Annotated in this window: 20 protein-coding genes and 1 riboswitch; of the genes, 4 read left to right on the top strand and 16 right to left on the bottom strand. The window is 38.6% G+C overall.

All coding sequences use genetic code 11. From position 1 onward, the window contains the following. The first annotated feature begins 53 nt into the window (after positions 1-53). Entirely contained in the window at positions 54-590 is a 537-nt protein-coding gene (gene msrA / locus EJ103_RS04135) for a peptide-methionine (S)-S-oxide reductase MsrA (RefSeq protein ID WP_126006199.1), read from the top strand. Positions 591-834: 244 nt separating this feature from the next. Here the strand turns inward: msrA and EJ103_RS04125 are convergent, their stop codons facing one another. The 3 genes from EJ103_RS04125 to EJ103_RS04110 all read right to left on the bottom strand — a co-directional run bounded on the left by EJ103_RS04125 (position 835) and on the right by EJ103_RS04110 (position 4,483). After that, positions 835-2,664 carry a TonB-dependent receptor gene (locus EJ103_RS04125; RefSeq protein ID WP_126006195.1) on the bottom strand — a complete coding sequence of 610 codons (1,830 nt, stop codon included), beginning with the start codon at positions 2,662-2,664 and terminating at the stop codon, positions 835-837. Positions 2,665-2,700: 36 nt separating this feature from the next. Continuing rightward, a riboswitch (cobalamin riboswitch) is annotated at positions 2,701-2,864 on the bottom strand. Between the two features lie 86 nt (positions 2,865-2,950). Continuing rightward, positions 2,951-3,733, bottom strand: a complete 783-nt coding sequence (locus tag EJ103_RS04115; RefSeq protein WP_126006193.1) for an ABC transporter substrate-binding protein — start codon at positions 3,731-3,733, stop codon at positions 2,951-2,953. A 267-nt stretch (positions 3,734-4,000) separates the two neighbouring features. After that, positions 4,001-4,483 carry a YajQ family cyclic di-GMP-binding protein gene (locus EJ103_RS04110; protein ID WP_004588518.1) on the bottom strand — a complete coding sequence of 161 codons (483 nt, stop codon included), beginning with the start codon at positions 4,481-4,483 and terminating at the stop codon, positions 4,001-4,003. 150 nt (positions 4,484-4,633) lie between these two features. Between EJ103_RS04110 and EJ103_RS04105 the strand changes: the two genes are divergently transcribed. Then, positions 4,634-4,987, top strand: coding sequence for a VanZ family protein (locus EJ103_RS04105; protein ID WP_004588519.1), 354 nt, complete (start codon positions 4,634-4,636; stop codon positions 4,985-4,987). Then, positions 4,980-5,882 carry a ketopantoate reductase family protein gene (locus EJ103_RS04100; protein ID WP_126006191.1) on the top strand — a complete coding sequence of 301 codons (903 nt, stop codon included), beginning with the start codon at positions 4,980-4,982 and terminating at the stop codon, positions 5,880-5,882. Before EJ103_RS04105 ends, EJ103_RS04100 begins: the two co-directional genes overlap by 8 nt. A 26-nt stretch (positions 5,883-5,908) precedes the next feature. On the opposite strand, the gene thiI is transcribed toward EJ103_RS04100, so the two are convergent. Next, a complete protein-coding gene (thiI, locus tag EJ103_RS04095) occupies positions 5,909-7,366 on the bottom strand; it encodes a tRNA uracil 4-sulfurtransferase ThiI (protein ID WP_126006189.1) in 1,458 nt (485 codons plus the stop codon). A 97-nt stretch (positions 7,367-7,463) separates the two neighbouring features. After that, complete coding sequence (locus EJ103_RS04090; protein ID WP_004588522.1) at positions 7,464-8,117, bottom strand: TetR/AcrR family transcriptional regulator; 654 nt, start codon at positions 8,115-8,117, stop codon at positions 7,464-7,466. 325 nt (positions 8,118-8,442) lie between these two features. Between EJ103_RS04090 and coaD the strand changes: the two genes are divergently transcribed. After that, positions 8,443-8,934: a pantetheine-phosphate adenylyltransferase gene (coaD, locus tag EJ103_RS04085; protein WP_126006187.1), complete on the top strand. Its 492-nt coding sequence runs from the start codon at positions 8,443-8,445 to the stop codon at positions 8,932-8,934. A gap of 42 nt (positions 8,935-8,976) precedes the next feature. Here the strand turns inward: coaD and EJ103_RS04080 are convergent, their stop codons facing one another. From EJ103_RS04080 to EJ103_RS04030, 11 genes are all read right to left on the bottom strand, one after another. Continuing rightward, positions 8,977-9,519 carry a hypothetical protein gene (locus tag EJ103_RS04080; RefSeq protein WP_126006185.1) on the bottom strand — a complete coding sequence of 181 codons (543 nt, stop codon included), beginning with the start codon at positions 9,517-9,519 and terminating at the stop codon, positions 8,977-8,979. Continuing rightward, a complete protein-coding gene (locus EJ103_RS04075) occupies positions 9,519-10,031 on the bottom strand; it encodes a hypothetical protein (RefSeq protein ID WP_096042134.1) in 513 nt (170 codons plus the stop codon). The genes EJ103_RS04080 and EJ103_RS04075 overlap by 1 nt, the downstream gene beginning before the upstream one ends. Beyond that, on the bottom strand, positions 10,024-10,545 hold the full coding sequence (locus EJ103_RS04070) for a hypothetical protein (RefSeq protein WP_126006183.1): 522 nt from the start codon (positions 10,543-10,545) through the stop codon (positions 10,024-10,026). Before EJ103_RS04070 ends, EJ103_RS04075 begins: the two co-directional genes overlap by 8 nt. Next, positions 10,538-11,050 carry a hypothetical protein gene (locus EJ103_RS04065; RefSeq protein WP_206435491.1) on the bottom strand — a complete coding sequence of 171 codons (513 nt, stop codon included), beginning with the start codon at positions 11,048-11,050 and terminating at the stop codon, positions 10,538-10,540. The genes EJ103_RS04070 and EJ103_RS04065 overlap by 8 nt, the downstream gene beginning before the upstream one ends. Next, entirely contained in the window at positions 11,050-11,493 is a 444-nt protein-coding gene (locus EJ103_RS04060) for a hypothetical protein (RefSeq protein WP_126006181.1), read from the bottom strand. The genes EJ103_RS04065 and EJ103_RS04060 overlap by 1 nt, the downstream gene beginning before the upstream one ends. A gap of 204 nt (positions 11,494-11,697) precedes the next feature. Then, positions 11,698-12,129: a hypothetical protein gene (locus tag EJ103_RS04055; RefSeq protein WP_096042579.1), complete on the bottom strand. Its 432-nt coding sequence runs from the start codon at positions 12,127-12,129 to the stop codon at positions 11,698-11,700. Between the two features lie 112 nt (positions 12,130-12,241). Next, positions 12,242-12,766, bottom strand: a complete 525-nt coding sequence (locus EJ103_RS04050) for a hypothetical protein (protein WP_126006179.1) — start codon at positions 12,764-12,766, stop codon at positions 12,242-12,244. 17 nt (positions 12,767-12,783) lie between these two features. Beyond that, positions 12,784-12,984 carry a hypothetical protein gene (locus tag EJ103_RS04045; RefSeq protein ID WP_126006177.1) on the bottom strand — a complete coding sequence of 67 codons (201 nt, stop codon included), beginning with the start codon at positions 12,982-12,984 and terminating at the stop codon, positions 12,784-12,786. 290 nt (positions 12,985-13,274) lie between these two features. Continuing rightward, on the bottom strand, positions 13,275-15,140 hold the full coding sequence (gene argH, locus EJ103_RS04040; protein WP_126006175.1) for an argininosuccinate lyase: 1,866 nt from the start codon (positions 15,138-15,140) through the stop codon (positions 13,275-13,277). A gap of 51 nt (positions 15,141-15,191) precedes the next feature. Then, positions 15,192-16,394 carry an argininosuccinate synthase gene (locus EJ103_RS04035; protein ID WP_004588532.1) on the bottom strand — a complete coding sequence of 401 codons (1,203 nt, stop codon included), beginning with the start codon at positions 16,392-16,394 and terminating at the stop codon, positions 15,192-15,194. Then, the gene (locus EJ103_RS04030) at positions 16,391-17,323 is read right to left on the bottom strand and encodes an ornithine carbamoyltransferase (protein WP_126006173.1); all 933 of its coding nucleotides are present in this window, start codon (positions 17,321-17,323) and stop codon (positions 16,391-16,393) included. The genes EJ103_RS04035 and EJ103_RS04030 overlap by 4 nt, the downstream gene beginning before the upstream one ends.

The raw sequence follows: 17,323 nt of genomic DNA, 5'->3' as shown, positions 1-17,323 counted from the left end.
GTATTCAATTTATGCTCGCCTTAATAATGTAACAGACATAATTAGGACAACTTATGAGCACATCAACACAACTAGCAACATTTGGTGGAGGCTGTTTTTGGTGTATAGACGCTGCATTCAGACGAGTAAAAGGTGTACTAAACGTAAGCTCAGGTTACACCGGCGGCCATACCGACAACCCCACGTATAAATCAATCTGCTCTGGTACAACAGGCCATGCTGAGGTTGTGCAACTGGAATTTGACAGCGCTGTAGTGAGTTTTGAAACACTGCTTAGCATGTTTTTTACGTTACACGATGCCACGCAATTAAATCGCCAAGGTAACGATATTGGCACACAGTATAGAAGTGTTGTTTATTACCACAACGATGCACAATTAAGTCAAACCAATGAGCTGATAGCTCAGCTACAAAACCATATTAGCGAGCCAATAGTGACAGAGGTTAGCCCTGCTACCACATATTACCCAGCGGAGCATTATCATCAAGATTACTACAACGAAAACCCACAGCAGGGTTACTGTAGTATTTTAATTGCGCCTAAGTTACACAAGTTTGAAACTGTATTTAAAGAATTTTTAGCTGACTAGCTAATTTGCGTTGTTAAAACAATTCTAATACCAATCCGCATAATTAAGTGATCTATTTTGAGGATGGATAAACGTGTTGATAGCAAGGCAAAAAATTCGCTATTTAGTTGTTCTAAATGAGAATTTTTTAACGCAGATAGCGACACGTTTAGCCCCTGAAAATGATTAAGTATTAATGCGAATTGGTATAAATACACATTAAAAAGCCCGATATAAATCGGGCTTTTGTATATTAAAAACGCTATTAAAACTGATAGCTTGCACCTGCAAAAAAGCGGCGCTCTGGGGTGTTGTAGTAATATACGTCACCGCTTGTAAAGTCAGCTCTTGAGTCAACCACATTGTAATCTCTGTCAAATAGGTTCTCTACACGAAGCGACAGCTCAATATTATCGTTTACATGATAGTTACCCGCTAGGTTCCAAAGTGTATACGATCCTAGGCGCGTTACTGCCCCCTCGCGATCACTGCGGTATTCCATATCAATGCGAGCATCAAAATCACCAAATTGCTTTGCGAGCTCCCAATTAACAGTGCGCTTGGCAACATTGCGTAGCTCATCGCCAGTTTCTTTGTTTTCGGCACTTAAATATGCAAAATTAAAGTGGCTATCAAACCCTAAAATTTGTTGTGTAAGGCTAAACTCAACCCCTTCATAGCGAGCTTCGTTTATATTAGCTAACGCAAAGTTTTCATCGTAATCAATTTTATCTTCGATGTCGTTTCTAAAAATTGCAAAATCGACTTGTGCACTGTCAAAATTAACATTTACACCAAGCTCGCGGTTTATTGATTTTTCAGGTTGGAGATCTGGATTACCAAAATTTGGGTAGTATAAATCGTTAAATGTTGGCGCTTTAAAACCTGTGCTTTGACTAATTCTAAATGTTGAGTTTTCAGATAAATGATAACCAGCCGCCGCAGTATAGGTTGTTTCATCACCAAACTGTTCATCGTCGTCTTGGCGAAGAGTTAAATTGGCAAGCACAGTGTCGGTGTCGTAATAAGCTCCAACAAACACTGCTAATACATCGCGGCTATCCTCATCAAATGCTTGCGAGCTGTGCGATACATCATCGTTATACCAATTAACGCCGCCGCTAATATTAAGCGCATTTGTTAAGCGGTATTGGCCGCTGTAATCTACTTGCGAGCGTTTAGTAATAAATGTACTGGTTATTGGCCCGCCGGTATAAAAGTCCACATATGTGCTGTCAGAATCATCGGTTGCAAAAGCAACATCTATAGCGTGAGATTGGTTAGTGTAGTTTTTGCTCCACTGCGCCGACAGTTGATAGTTTTTAAAGTCCCCTCTTTCAACCGTGCTCGTTGCAGGGCTAAAGCTGCTATCGTAATCCGCGTAACCTTCGCTGTACTGGCCTAGTAGCTTAAAGTTACCGTAGTGTGCATCTGCATAGTTTAATTTAAAGCCTACGTTTTTATTTTCATAGCTGTCGTCATCGGACGCTATACCTTGTAATGCATCAAAACCATCGGTTTTTTCAAAGCCTGCATTAAATGCGCTAACCACTTCATTTGATTTTACTGAACCTGCAAGCTGATAGTTTTGATAAGCGTTAGAGCCAAATGTGGCATCAAGTGATACATTGCTCGCTTCACGCGTTATTATATTAATAACCCCAGCTAATGCATCTGAGCCATACACAGCTGCACGCGAGCCTTTTATGATCTCGATTCTCTCAATACTATTTAGCGGCACGTTACTTAATGCTTTTTGTCCTAGCGTGGCTGAGCCCGTGCGTACACCATCAATTAAAATTAGCGTATCGCCAGAACCTGTACCACGCAAAGATACGCCCGACGTTTGGCCAAAGCCACCATTAGGATTAATTTGAAAACCCACTTGAGTGCTTAATAAGGTTGGTAAATCGCGTACATTGCTTGCATCTATTTCGGCGCGTTCAATTACATTAACGCTCGCTAATACATTATTTATTGATTGTTCAAATTTATTAGCGGTAACAGTGATTTTTTCAATTGGGCTTTGTGCAGCAGATACAGAAAAAGACAGCGCAGCCGAGATAGCAACGCCAAGAGTTGTTTTATTTAGCATGATGTTCCCTATCTTTGCCCACCGCAAAGATTTAAGTAAGTAAGATTACTTCAAGGCCGGTCTCCGGACTCAGTAAACACATAAATGCGTTAATACTTTACCGTTGCGGGGGCAGTGTTGGGATTGCTTTTATCATAAAGGCGCACCAACTTCCCGATTATCTCGCTGTTAGTTTTAATACTTTAAACCCTGTATTTAGCAACCAGCAAGCACCTTGAAAATAGGCGGTTATTGTGAGCAGTTTGTTTACAAATGTCAACGGACGTCTATATAGCTAAAGGTTAAATTATTTATTTTCAGTAAAGCTGGATGTTACGCCGTATGAACTTAAAAGCGCTGTGATTTTAGGTTTTATTTCAGACGAATTTAAAAGCTTATCCATTTGTTTTACCGTAATTTTACTGCGCGCAGGGTTAACTAAAAAATGAGTATCGTATATAGCATCTGGGGTATTATTCTTATAAAGCAGGTTCATATTAAAAATGTTGTTCTTTTTAAAGTATTGATAAGCTATGTTATTTAACACCCCTACATCGGCACGCTTTAATAGCAGCATTTTAACAACGTTAAACTCATCGATTGTTAAACTAACTTGGTGTTCTTCACTTAAATACTGTGCATCGGTTTTAAAATCAGCAAAACGATAGGAATACCCCAATACTCCCGCTTTTGTTAAAGCATGTAAGTCATCGAAATAGCTTTGCTTTTGGGCATTTTGTGCCAGCGTATACAACTCATTTTTAGCAATAACATAAAAGCTCGTTTCCTGTAAGGCACTTCTTGCTACCTCAGGCACCCATTGCATAGCCATTAAAAACAACATGTCGAATTCACCCCATTCGACCCACTTTTTGAGCCTTTTTACAGGCAAAGAGTTAAGAGTAAATTTATATTCGCTTTGAGAGTCATTGAGTATTTTTACAAACTCAGGCGCTAACCCTTGCTCTTTTTCGGCATTAATAATAATTGGAAAGTAACCGTCTTCTACCAACACATCTACATTTATTGGCTTGGCAAAACTAAACTTACTGCATGCAATAATAATTATAAAAACAAGAAACTTAAGCATTTAAAGCCTTTAACAGTCGCTATTAAGTAATATTGATATTAAGAATAGCCTAATATACGCAACTGCGTGATAAGCAGGTTTAATAATGCATTTAAATAACGTTAAAAGAGTATGGAATAACAGTGGACTAATTTTACGCAGGTAAAAGGGGTTTAGGCTTGAGAGTAAGTAAAGGCTGTAATTAGGGAGGGGTAAAATGTGTGGCTAATATATTTAATAACCACACATTTAAATCTTCACTTTAAAATACTAAAGACACTTAGCTAATTAATCGCGAAAGTTTTTAAACTGAAAAGGCTGACCTAAATCTGCAGTGCGAACGACTTGCATAGCAGCTTGTAAATCGTCACGTTTTTTACCCGTTACACGTACCTCTTCACCTTGAATAGCAGCTTGTACTTTTACTTTTGAGTCTTTAATGGCTTTAACTACTTTTTTAGCCATGTCTTTCTCAATGCCTTGTTTAAGTGCAACATTACGAAACACGTTTTTACCAGCACGAGTGATGTCTTGCAGCTCCAAGCTTGCTACGTCCATACCACGCTTAGAAATTTTACCTGCTAAAATATCAAACAATTGCATAACTTGTGAGTCAGCTTCAGCTTTTAGTTTAATTGTTTTGTCGTTTAGCTCAATTGATGCGTCAACACCTCTAAAGTCAAAGCGCGTTTCTAGCTCACGGTTTGCGTTATCTACTGCATTTTTAGCTTCGTTCATTTCTACTTCTGATACGATATCAAATGAAGGCATTGGGTTCTCCTAACTATTAAATCTAAATTTATGCGCCGATTATAACGCTAAAATTATAAATCTTTACATTTTTCTGCCACTTGTTCAGGTGCGATACTAATTTAGTTTGATATACTGCAGCCTCTTTTTTAAGCGGTTTTAGGATTTATCGTGACAAGGCGTGTTTACCAAGCAGTTTTTTTGATTAGTATTGTGGTGTTTACCCTCTTATTTGCCAAAGAAATAAAAGGCGGCGTTACGAACTTATTTCCACATGTTGATAAAGTTGCCCACTTTGGGATATTTTTTATACTTGCCATCATTATGGATAAAGCCTTTAAGTTACCGCTGTACACGCAAGTACTCTTGCTTGCGGGCTACGGTGCAGCAATAGAAATAATGCAAGATGCGCTTCCCTACAGGCAGGCCTCGTTAGGTGATTTTGTTGCTGATTTTGCCGGTGCAGCCACGTACTTTTTACTAAGAACCATTTTTACTCCTCGAAAAAAGAACCCTTATGGCTAATATTCTTATTATTGGCGATGGCGCTATTGGTTTATTGCTAAGCCATTTTTTATCTAAAGCTCACTCTGTTCATGTGTTAACACGCAAAGCCACTGCAAATACACGCTTTTATTGCAAAGCAAAACAGCCTTCGCAAAAAATTAATGCGCGGTTTATTACGCTTAAGCAAATTAATGAACAGCCCGCGTTTGATATTGTTATTTTTGCAGTAAAGGCTTTTCAGGTGCAATCGGCCTTTACGCAAGTTAAACCCTTTTTATCGCCAAGTAGTGTACTTATTGTATCGCACAACGGAATGGGTAATGTTGAAACGCTCAATGAGCAACTCGATAAGCAACAAGCGTTGTACTTTTTAACCACCAGCATGGCTGGCTTTAAAACAAACGACTTTATAGTACAGCACACCGGTGAAGGTAAAAGCGTATTAGGTGCCTGCAACCCTTGCGCGCACAGTTATCGACAAGCAATGTGTGAGCAACTGCAAAACGTGCCGCAGCTAAGCTACTGTACTAATATTGAGCAGCTACGTTTTGAAAAACTATTAGTAAATATTGCCATTAACCCATTAAGCGCACTGTATGATATTAAAAATGGTCAGTTACGTGCCCCTTATTTTAATAGCATTATTTTTAACTTATTAACTGAGGCATGCCAAATAGCCCAGGCTTTAAAGCTTGATATTAAACTTGCTGATGCACTTAACAACGCTTACAACGTAATGATGCTAACCGCTGAAAACTACTCATCAATGCATCAAGACGTAGCGCATAACCGACAAACCGAAATAGACGCCATTTGTGGCTATATTAGCCAACAAGGTAAGCGATTAAATATCAGCACCCCGCTAAACGATGCCCTACTTGCTAAAATTAAGGCAAAAAAAAGCGTGGTATAAACCACGCTCTAAATTACGGTTAACCTTTACGGGCGATAAACTTTTACACCCGTAAAGCCTGCTTCATGAAGAATAAGCGCCTGTAACTGGCTCATAACCCCTCTTTCACAATACAGGTAGTAATCCTTATCTTTTGGCAGATCACCAAATTTAGTCGCTAAGCGGAAAAACGGTAAATGCACTACATCTATACCGTCAATCTCAAGCGGCGCGGCATCCTCTTCCTCTGGTGAGCGAATATCAACAACCACTGCACCCGCTGGTAAATCAACTACCGACTCAGCTTCTTTAAGTTCTTGCTTAGCTTCTACGTCTATATCACGCACATCCATAATGCGAGCGTTTTCAACAACAGTATTAAGCACATCAAAGTCGAACTTTTCTTCTTCGGCTTTAATAACGTCAAGTTTAGCTTTAACCGTTGGCTTTTTAGATATTACGCCACAGTACTCAGGCATGGTTTCGGCCATTTCTGCGGTGCCAATTTTACGTGCAATATTTATAATTTCTTGTTTGTCGTGCTGAATAAGTGGGCGCAAAATCAGGGTTTCTGTTACGCGGTCAATTACACTTAAATTAGCTAAGGTTTGGCTAGAAACCTGACCTATACTCTCACCAGTTACCAAGGCTTGAATATTTAATTTTTCGGCTACTTGGCTGCCAGCACGCATCATCATACGTTTTAGCACAACACCCATTTGGCTGTTTTCAACGTTCTCTAAAATTTCGGCTACAACAGGTTCAAAATCAACCGTGATAAATTTAACTTTATGAGTAGAGCTAAATTTTTTCCATAAGTAGTAGCTGGCTTGTTTAACACCAATTTCGTGTGCTGCGCCACCTAAATTAAAGAATAAAAAGTGCGTGCGAGCGCCTTTACGGATCATCTGATAACTTGCTACACCTGAGTCAAAGCCGCCTGACATTAACGAAAGCACGTCTTCTTGTGTTGGCAGTGGAAAGCCTGCCATACCTAGGTGAGTTTGCGTAACTATGTAGGCTTTATCGTCTTTTACTTCTAAGCGAATAGTTACTTCAGGGCGGCTTAACTTAACGCGCGCGCCTTCAACGTGCTGGTTTAAACCACCCCCCACGTAACGCTCTAAATCGGTAGAAGTAAAGTCGTGTTGACCAATACGCTTTGCGCGTACACAAAACGTTTTACCAACAATAGTGTGCCCTACTAGGTCTATGGTTTTTTTATAGATATCGTCAAGCGTTGTGAAGTCAGTTTCGGTCACTTCAATAAATTGCACAATACCAGGAATGCGCTGCAAGCTATCGATAAAATCTAGGCGTGTTTGTACATCATCAAGCTTAGTTACAACAGAAATATTATCCCAGTTGTTTCTTACTTGTACTTTTTCGTCAACACGGCGCAATACAATTTTAATGTTATTTTCTAACACTTTAGTAAAGCGTTTACGTACCGAACGGCTTTTAATGGCAATTTCAGGATGTAGTTTGACGATAAATTTAAGCATAGTTCACTCTTAGACTGCGGGAATTCGCGCTCCCAGGCATTGGGCGCGCGATTATAGCAAAAATTTTTGCGTCTAGGAACTAACCAACCAACAGCAGTTAGGCAAGCGCTGGCGCTTGCTCTGCAAGTTGGGTGTATTTTTCACGTAACTGATTCATTTTAAGTATGCTTTTTTCGGTGCTGTAAGCCCTAAATAATGCTAATACTTTTAAAATGCCATGATAAATATCTTGCTCAGCTAAATTACCACTGAGCCTACGCGCTTTAATATACGGAGTCCAAAAACTAACGGTTAGCTTAAGAGTATGGGCAAGTTCAAGCGCATCTTGCTCTTCTATGGCAATCATTTCGTTATCGCGCAGGCCTAAAATAACTTGGCGAACCTGCTCTAATAAAGTTGACTGAAAACCAATGTAGGCTTGTTTTAAGCTTTCATCTCTGGAGAGGATGTCGCCTAAGTTGTCGTAAAAAAAATGATAGCGCCACATTAGCTCAAATAATGAATCTAAATAAGCAGTTAAATGATCAAACGCATCATCGTTTGCTTCAATGGGTTTAAAATGAGTATGTAAATGCTCACTGTAAAGCGCAAAAATATGTCGGATAATGTCTTCTTTATTTTTAAAATGATAGTAAAGATTACCCGGGCTCATCCCTAAATGTGATGCAATATGATTGGTTGATATTGCACGCTCACCATGTTCATTAAATAACGAAATACTGGTGTGTATTATTTTATCCTTAGTATTCATATGCGACGACTCAAATTAACTTATAAACTACATTACACTAAATATCAGCCTTGCAGTATAAACAAATCAGGTTGGTTTAAATACCATCATAATTTACTATTTTAAAAACGAGGTCTGATTATGCTCCACGCAGGCATTTGTATTAATGTGGTGCTGTTAACTAAAGTAAAGCCTAAGCAGCGTAATTACACTTTAAAAAATAGTAACGCTTTTAAAGCACTTTCACTGATTAAATATCAAACATAAAAGCTCAACCTGATCTCCTAGGCTGATTTGTAGAACAAACACTGATAGACTACTTAAAAAATAATAGTTAGTGAAATCTATGAACGTTACGGCAATTTATCCTGGTACCTTCGACCCGTTAACCAACGGCCACACCGACCTAATTCAGCGCGCAGCTAAAATGTTTAGCACGGTTATTGTTGCTATTGCTCATAACCCTTCTAAAAAGCCGTGCTTTAGTCTTGATGAGCGAGTTGATTTAGCCAACACTATTTTAGGGCATTTAAGTAATGTAAAAGTGATTGGCTTTTCAGGCTTACTAGCCGATTTAGCTTTTGATCATAAAGCTGATGTGCTTATTCGCGGTATTAGAGCGGTATCTGATTTTGATTACGAATTTCAGCTCGCAAATATGAACCGCCGCCTAAATCCAGATTTAGAAAGCGTATTTTTAACACCTTCTGAGCGCAATTCGTTTATATCATCAACCTTGGTAAAAGAAGTTGCCCGCCATAATGGCGATGTGAGCGAATTTGTAAGCCCACTTGTAGTTGATGCTTTAAAACTAAGGTTAGGCTGCGACGCAAGCTAAATAAACACAATTAGCGCACTTTAGGTGCGCTAATATACCTAACTACTTTTTAGCCATAACTTGTAATTCATTGCGGTTAAATAAAGCGCGTTTAAGCTTTACCAAGCCTAAAATATCTTTGTTTATAATTAATACTATTGCCATTATTAAGTCACTCGAAAACTGGCCAACCCCATAGACCCCCCATAACCACCAATAGTCATAACTAACCAACACCACATAATCGTAATGCATAGCCATGTGTAATGTTGCATTAAACGTTAAACCACAAAGAAGATAATAATAGGCTGTGGCGTTAGCATGTTTATAATTATAGGAGAGGCAAGCAAGCGTGAAAATGGTAAGTAAATCTGCAATTACTAAATCTAAATATATTGAGCCTGTAAGGATAAATGATGCTTTGAACATAAATAGGCTGAGCGTATAAGAGAGCATCATCACCAAAGAAATGTACATAATATGCTTATTGCGGCAGTTTATTGTACAAGCAAAATTATAAAGAAATGGAACTACAAAAGCCCATGTAATAAAAATACTTAGGTAGTCATTTACTGTGCTCAATGCCATAAATACATGTTGGAGCATTAATAAGCACCCATTTTTTTAACGAGATATTTTTTGACTTTTATTAACCCTAAAATATCTTTATTTATAAATAAAACCAATGCCATTACTAAGTCACTTGTAAGCTGCCCAATACCATAAAGCCCCCAAAACCACCAATACTCTATATTCCCAACAACGATACTATCGTAATGCATACCGTAAAATACAAACGCATTAAAACTTAGCCCCACGATTAAATAATAAAAAGCGATCGGTTTAGCTTTCGATAAAAAAATCATCCATATCATCAAAGCGATTATGGTAACTGCATCAAATAAGAACAGTTTTAAGTGAGGTGTGGCTGTTTGCGGGTCCATAACCATACTTGATGTATATGAAGCCATCATAATAAATGATATTTGGGCTAAACTTTTATCTGACTTATTTATGCTTGTAGATAAGCAATATAAAAATGCAAAAACAAACAGCCATGTAATTAAAATGGTTATGTAATCATAAAGATCAGCCATCGCCCATAACAGGTTATGCATATCGGAAACGCTTCAACTTTGTAGTTAAATAATTACTTAGCTTTACTAAACCTAAGATATCTTTATTAACAACTAAAACCACCGGCATTAATAAATCAGTAAAATACATGCCAAACACATAAACATTCCAAAACCACCAATAATACAATGTGCCACGCACTTCGATATCGTAATGCATACCTAAAAATAAGCAGGCATTAAAGCTTAGCCCTACAATTAAATAATAAAAGGGCGTAGGTATAGTTTGTTTGGTGAAATTACGCCACAGAAGTAAAACCAGGATAGTTACAGCATCATGATAAAAATAGTTTAAGTGCGGCGTTGCAATAAGTGGGTCCATAAACAAACTAGCTGTGTAGGATACCATCATAAGAAATGAAAGCTGTGCTCTGCTCTTATCTAACTTATTAATACTTGCCGATAAGTTATACAAAAAGGCAAGAATAAAAAACCACGTAAACAAAACGCCTACGTTGTACCCTAAATCGACCAGTCCCCAAAGAATATCAGCCACTTTGCTTCAATCTCATAACACCGCTCACCCACTTATCAGTAGCATGCACTAACATTAAAAAATCCTTTTTAATGAACAAAATACTAACCATGATGATATCCATAATATTAATCACAACCGTATAAAAAGACCAAAACCACCACGGTTCGTAATTACCACGTACAAACACATCTATGTGCATAGCTAAAAATAATAACGAATTAATGCTCAAGCCAAATAATAAGTAAGTAGATATGCGCTTTTCAGGTAAGTAATACCGCAGAAAAAAAATAAAAAACAAAGTGACTACGTCATAGCAAAATAATTCTATGTAGGTAATATCATAAATATCAATAAAGAAACTAAAGCAATAAGATATAGCCATAACTAAAGATAGCCATACAGCCTGTTTTATTGGATTGTTAATGCTAGTTGTTAGTGAATATAAAAAGGCCATTAAAAACCCCCACTGCACTAACACACCGATATAAACTGACACTTCAGGAGGGATTAGAACATTATTCACTATTGCGGTTTCTTAGCAAAGAACGAGTAAATAAGGTTTTTTAAATAAATAATTTTTAAAAAATCTCTATTGATAAACAGCACTAAAATCATACTCAGATCAGAAATGGCCACCACTGATGAATACAACCCCCAAAACCACCAATAGGTGTAATTATGTAAAATATAAGAGTCTAAATACATACCTAGAGCAAAGCACATGTTGATACTCAGCCCAAGCATAAGATACATAAATGCAACCGTTTTCTCTTTAATATAAAAGTATTGGGCAATAATTAAAACCACAATGGTGATAGCATCTAAAATAGCGAGATCAAGGTAAGTAATGGTTTGGTAATTGAACAAAACACCTGGAAAATACGAAATAGCCATAATCGATGAAAGTATAACTAACGCTTTAAAGCGTGAATTGATAGATGAGACTAAAGAATATAAAAATGCCATGAGGAACCCCCATTGCAATACCACACCGATTATATGGGCAATTCTCACATCTAATAAAAAAGAGATGATATCCATCTTAAAAGTAAACGCTAATAATAAGCACCTCAAAAATAATAAACAACACCATTAACTGAGCACCTAGCTTAGTATTTTACTTATCTAAACTATAACTTTCATCGCCATAAACGTATCGATACTTCGTCTTTAAAATGCTAGCTGCAAAAGCCACCTTTTAAGCTTAATTAAGCCTAAAAAGTCTCTATTGATAATTAGTACGGCAATCATACACAAATCAGAAAGCATAACAGCCGATGAATAAAAGCGCCAAAACCACCAGTAGGTGTAATTATATAGAATATTGGTATCTAGATACATGCATAGGGCTAAAAAGGTGTTAACGCTAAGGCCGATGATTAAGTAGACATAAGCTGTCGTTTTCTCTTTAATAAAATAACGCTGAGTTACATACACAGCAACTAAAATAGCGATATCTAAAAGGGCAAAATCTAAATAAGTAACCGTCTGAAAGTTTGTGAATATCCAAGGCAAATAACCTATTGCCATAATACTCGAAAGTACAACAAAGCCTTTAAAGGGGTTATTTATTGAGGATACTAATGAGTATAAAAAGGCCATGAGAAACCCCCACTGCACAATAGCGCTTAATATATAAGCGAAATCGAAGTTAGAGATTAAGATAAATATACCCAATGATGTGAAGTTTTTAAATTTAAATATTATTAGCTTATTAAAGCTTTGAACTTTTCATAAAAAGCTGGCTTGTGAATTTCTTAAGTTTATGAATACCTAAGAAATCTCTATCTACTATCAGGGCAATTACCATAGTTAGATCAATTAAGTTTACAGTGAATGTATAAACATCCCAAAAAAACCAAGGAGTTTGGTTTTTATATATATACATATCTAGATACATGCCTAGAAAAAAAATTGAGTTTATTGATAAGCCTAATATTAAGTAAAAAAAAGATGGTGTTGTATTTTTTATACATATATATGCAAATAGAAGTGCTGAAATTGTTGCAAAATCATACAGAGCCCAGTCTAAATATAAAGTATTTTGAATAGAGAGCCATGTAAAAAAATAATCCGATAGAGTGTAAGAAACCATCATGATAAACGAACTGAGTAATAAGGTCGTTCTTCTTTTGACATCTAATGTATAAACAAAAACATTAAAAAAAAACGCCATCAAAAATCCCCACATCAGAAAAGCTGATAAGGAAAACAACCCAAAAAACTCAGTTAAAAACATTAAAAACCTATAATTTATTACTTTGGTCTTACAGGAACTACAATAGCACCACCACGTTTAAGGTTATCGGCACTCGCAGCACTCATCGCCTCTTGAGAGAAACTTACTGTATCAGATTGTAGGGTTTTAGGGCTAGCAGTTTGTTCCGTTGCAGGCTGTAATTGTTGTGTTTTGTTGTATGCTTGCATTTGTAATTGGCTATTAGCTGAAACGTGCATGTGATTGATCCTTGTATAAGTTTTAATATTATTTGGCGCAACCTTTAATCACACCATCATGTAGGTAATTGCATTACCTGTTTTAAGCAGTGATAGCTATTTTGCTATCTGACTTATACAAAGCAACCAATGTGCCAACATTTTTTGACATATTAAAAACACATGCTACCTACAGCTATTTATTAAAACTAAATCTAAAACCCTAGCTGACACCTCACTCATCTGACCAGCGCATTATACACATAAAAAAACGTACAGGGGTAACCGTACGTTTTTTATATCCAGGGAATTTAAGCCACGTATTTACACGGGATCTCCGCACGTGTACTTGGCTTTAAAATATATTCCATTGCTACTTCGTCACAATTTTCTTTACGAAGGCAAAGTTCGCAATCTTTCATTACCTTCTCTGGTAACGATTCTTTACTACAAAAAGTAAAACGTTGCTGTTCAAAAAAGTCTGGCACACGGGTTAGTACAATAACGCGATTAAGCGCCAATTTTTTGGCTTTTGCTAATAAGTGCTCTACAAGCTGCCTACCCTGCCCAGTTACCGCGCTTTGTGGATCAATGCCTAAAGAGCGTATTTCAGCAAGTCCCGTATCGTAAATGTATAACGATGCACATCCCGACACTTTGCCGTCTATTTCTGTTACTGCAAATTCGTTAATTGAATGCACCATGTCGCTTTTAGCACGCGGCAAGTTTTCACCTACAGTGGCCCAGTGCTGTATCAGCCTAGCAATATCTTCAACATCATCTAAATTTGCATCACGAACCGTTATTTGCTGTTTTTTTTTGGCTTCTTTAACCGCTTTACTAACTTGTTCAATAGATGTACCGCCAAGCGCTTGACGTGCTTTAATACAGGCATCTATTTCAAGTACTGGGTAAACGTCATCTTCAAATACGTCATTAACCGATTTGTACTGCTCAAGCGAAAGCTCTTCAAGAGTTTTACCTTCGCTTATAGCAAGCTGCACAAGTACACCCACAATGTGATGGCCTTCTCTAAATGGCACACCTTTAGCTACTAAGTAGTCTGCAAGCTCTGTTGCATTAGCATGGCCGCCTTTTGCCGCTGCGAGTGTTTTATCGCCGTTTACTTTTACGCCTTTAATACACGCTTGCGCCATGTGAATACAGGCAAGCCAAGTTGGCATGGCGTCAAAAAGGCCTTCTTTGTCTTCTTGCATATCTTTATTGTACGCAAGAGGGAGTGCTTTTAAGGTCATCATCATGGCACTAAACGCGCCAAATACACGGCCCGTTTTACCACGAATAAGCTCTAGTGCATCAGGGTTCTTTTTCTGCGGCATTAACGATGAGCCAGAGGTAACATTATCAGCAAGCTCTATAAACCCGGCTTCACCAGAATTATAAAATATTAAATCTTCAGCCATACGCGATAAATGAATCATAGAAATAGAGGCACAGCTTAAAAGCTCTACTACAAAATCACGGTCAGATACGCCATCAAGGCTGTTTTTAGTTGCGCCAGTAAAGCCTAGGCCTTGCGCCAAAGCTTGGCGATCAATTGGGTAGGCAGTACCTGCTAGTGCGCCACTGCCTAGAGGGCAAAAATTAAAACGCGCTTTGGCATCTTGCAAGCGGCTTTCATCACGCTCTAGCATTTCTACATAAGCCATACACCAATGGCTAAATAGTACAGGTTGAGCACGTTGTAAATGAGTGTAGCCTGGCAATATAGTGCCCAGCTCGCGCTCAGCTAACGCCACAAACTCAGCTTTTAGTGCAGCAATTGCACCGAGTAAATGATCGGCAGTATCGCGGCACCATAATCTAAAGTCAGTGGCTACTTGGTCATTACGGCTTCGGCCTGTGTGTAGCTTTTTAGCTAAATCACCTACTTTTTCGATTAGTGCAGCTTCTACGTGCGAGTGAATGTCTTCTGCGCCTGAGGTTGCCACTGCTTGTGGATCTGCTTTTACTTCTTCAAGCAGTTCATTTAGTGCTGCAACCAACTTAGTGTGCTCATCGCTTGTAAGTACATTTACTTGCTCAAGCGCACCTGCCCATGCCACAGAGCCAATAATATCTTGCTCTGCTAACTGATAATCGAACGGAAGTGAGTCGTTAAACTGTTTAAACGCCTCATCTGGACCCGTAGAAAAACGTCCGCCCCATAATGCCATGAAATCTCTCCAAACCCTGTAATGCCCCTAATACAAGGGGCTATAAATAATTTACTTTTTAGCCATTGCTGAAATTCTGCTCGAAAGCGAGAATAAACGAATAAAGCCTTCAGCATGTGACTGGTCATATACGTCGTCTTCACCAAATGTAGCAAAGTCTTCGCTGTATAAGCTATTAGGTGATTTTTTCTGAACGGCTGTCACTTGGCCTTTGTAAAGCTTAAGTACAACTTCACCTGTAGCAAGTGTAGAAAGCGCTTCTGCACCCGCTAAAATAGAATCTTTAAGAGGTGTAAACCAACGACCATCATAAACTAAGTGCGAAAATTCACCGCCCAGTACTTCTTTCCACTTACGGCTTGATTTATCAAGCACTAGCTCGTCAATGGCTTGCAGTGCCGCCATAATAACGGTACCGCCTGGTGTTTCGTAACAGCCGCGCGATTTCATGCCTACTAAACGGTTTTCTACAATATCTACACGGCCAACACCATGTGGCGCAGCAATGTCGTTTAATTTAACTAAACAGTCGTAAGGCTTAAGCTGCTCGCCATTTACGGCAACCACTTCACCCTCAATAACCGTAAGCGTTACATGCTCAGCTTTATCGGGTGCTTGCTCTGGTGAATTAGTCCAGGTCCAAACTTGGTCACTAGGCTCACACCATGGATCTTCAAGCTCGCCACCTTCGTGCGAAATATGCCATGCGTTAGCATCACGGCTGTAAATTTTTGTTGCTGAGGCAGAACACGGAATATCACGCTCAGCCAAGTAATCTAATAATGATTCACGGCTTGATAAATCCCACTCGCGCCATGGTGCAATTACTTTTAAATCGGGTGCAAGCGCTGCGAAACATGATTCAAAACGTACTTGGTCATTACCTTTACCAGTACAACCATGCGAAAGTGCATCGGCACCTACTTTACGTGCAATTTCAACTTGCGCTTTAGCAATAATAGGACGCGCCATAGACGTACCTAATAAATAAGTACCTTCGTAAATAGAACCCGTTTTAAGCGTTGGGTAAATGTATTCACTTACCATTTCATCTTTTAAGTCAACTACGTAACACTCAGATGCGCCTGATGCGATTGCTTTTTCTTCAACGCCTTCAAGCTCTTCAGCGCCTTGGCCTACATCGGCAACAAAGGCAATTACTTCACAACCGTAGTTTTCTTTTAACCATGGCACGATAGCTGAAGTATCAAGACCACCTGAATAGGCTAAAACGACTTTTTTAATTGAACTCATAGGTGTTCCTTAACAAAATTTGGATTTAGTAATGTAACTAGCAGAGCATTTTGCGCATGCATGCGATTTTCTGCTTGTTGAATAATTTTTGATGCTGGGCCATCCATTACCTCAGAGGTAATTTCAAACTCACGGTGAGCCGGTTGGCAATGTAATACCGTAGTCGCACCTGTTTGTTCTAGCAATGCTTGGTTTAGCTGATAAGGCATGTATTTTTCTTTAACTTGCTCAAGAGGCGTATCATCGCCCATAGACACCCACGTATCTGCATATACAACATTAGCGCCTACAGCGGCTTCTACACGGTCGCTTACCATTACTGATGCGCCGTTCATTGCAGCAATTTGCTCTGCCTTTTTAAGAATTTGCGAATCAGGCGAGCTGCCTTTTGGTGTAACAGCAACAAAATCTGTACCTAGCGTTGCCGCTAATAACATAAGTGAATGAGTAACGTTGTTACCTTCACCTAAGTAAGCCACTTTTAGCTCGCTTACATCGCCGTGTACTTCTTGTAGCGTTAAAAAATCAGCCAATGCCTGGCACGGGTGATATAAATCACACAAGCTATTCACGACAGGTACACTAGAGTATTCACCTAAGGTGGTTAACGTGCTGTGCTGGTTTACGCGCGCTACAATACCATCAGCCCACGTAGAAATATTAAGTGCAAAGTCTTTTACAGATTCACGTGCACCCATAGCGCCGTTTTGCTGATCTAAATACACAGCGTGGCCGCCTAAACGGTTAATACCAATATCAAACGATAAACGCGTACGTAAACTTTGCTTTTCAAATAAGGTAACAATTGACTTACCCGCTAATACTTGGCTGTACTTTTCTGGCTTTGCTTTTAAATCACGCGCTAGTTTTAGTAATTTTAGTGCGCCTTCTTGGTCTAATTCTAGACCCGTTAAAAAATTCTCTAACAT

It is taken from the genome of Pseudoalteromonas sp. Xi13, assembly GCF_003952205.1.
GTDB classification, from domain to species: domain Bacteria; phylum Pseudomonadota; class Gammaproteobacteria; order Enterobacterales; family Alteromonadaceae; genus Pseudoalteromonas; species Pseudoalteromonas atlantica.
The sequence above is the reverse complement of the archived record's forward strand: the minus strand, read 5'-3'. Positions and strand labels throughout refer to the sequence as shown.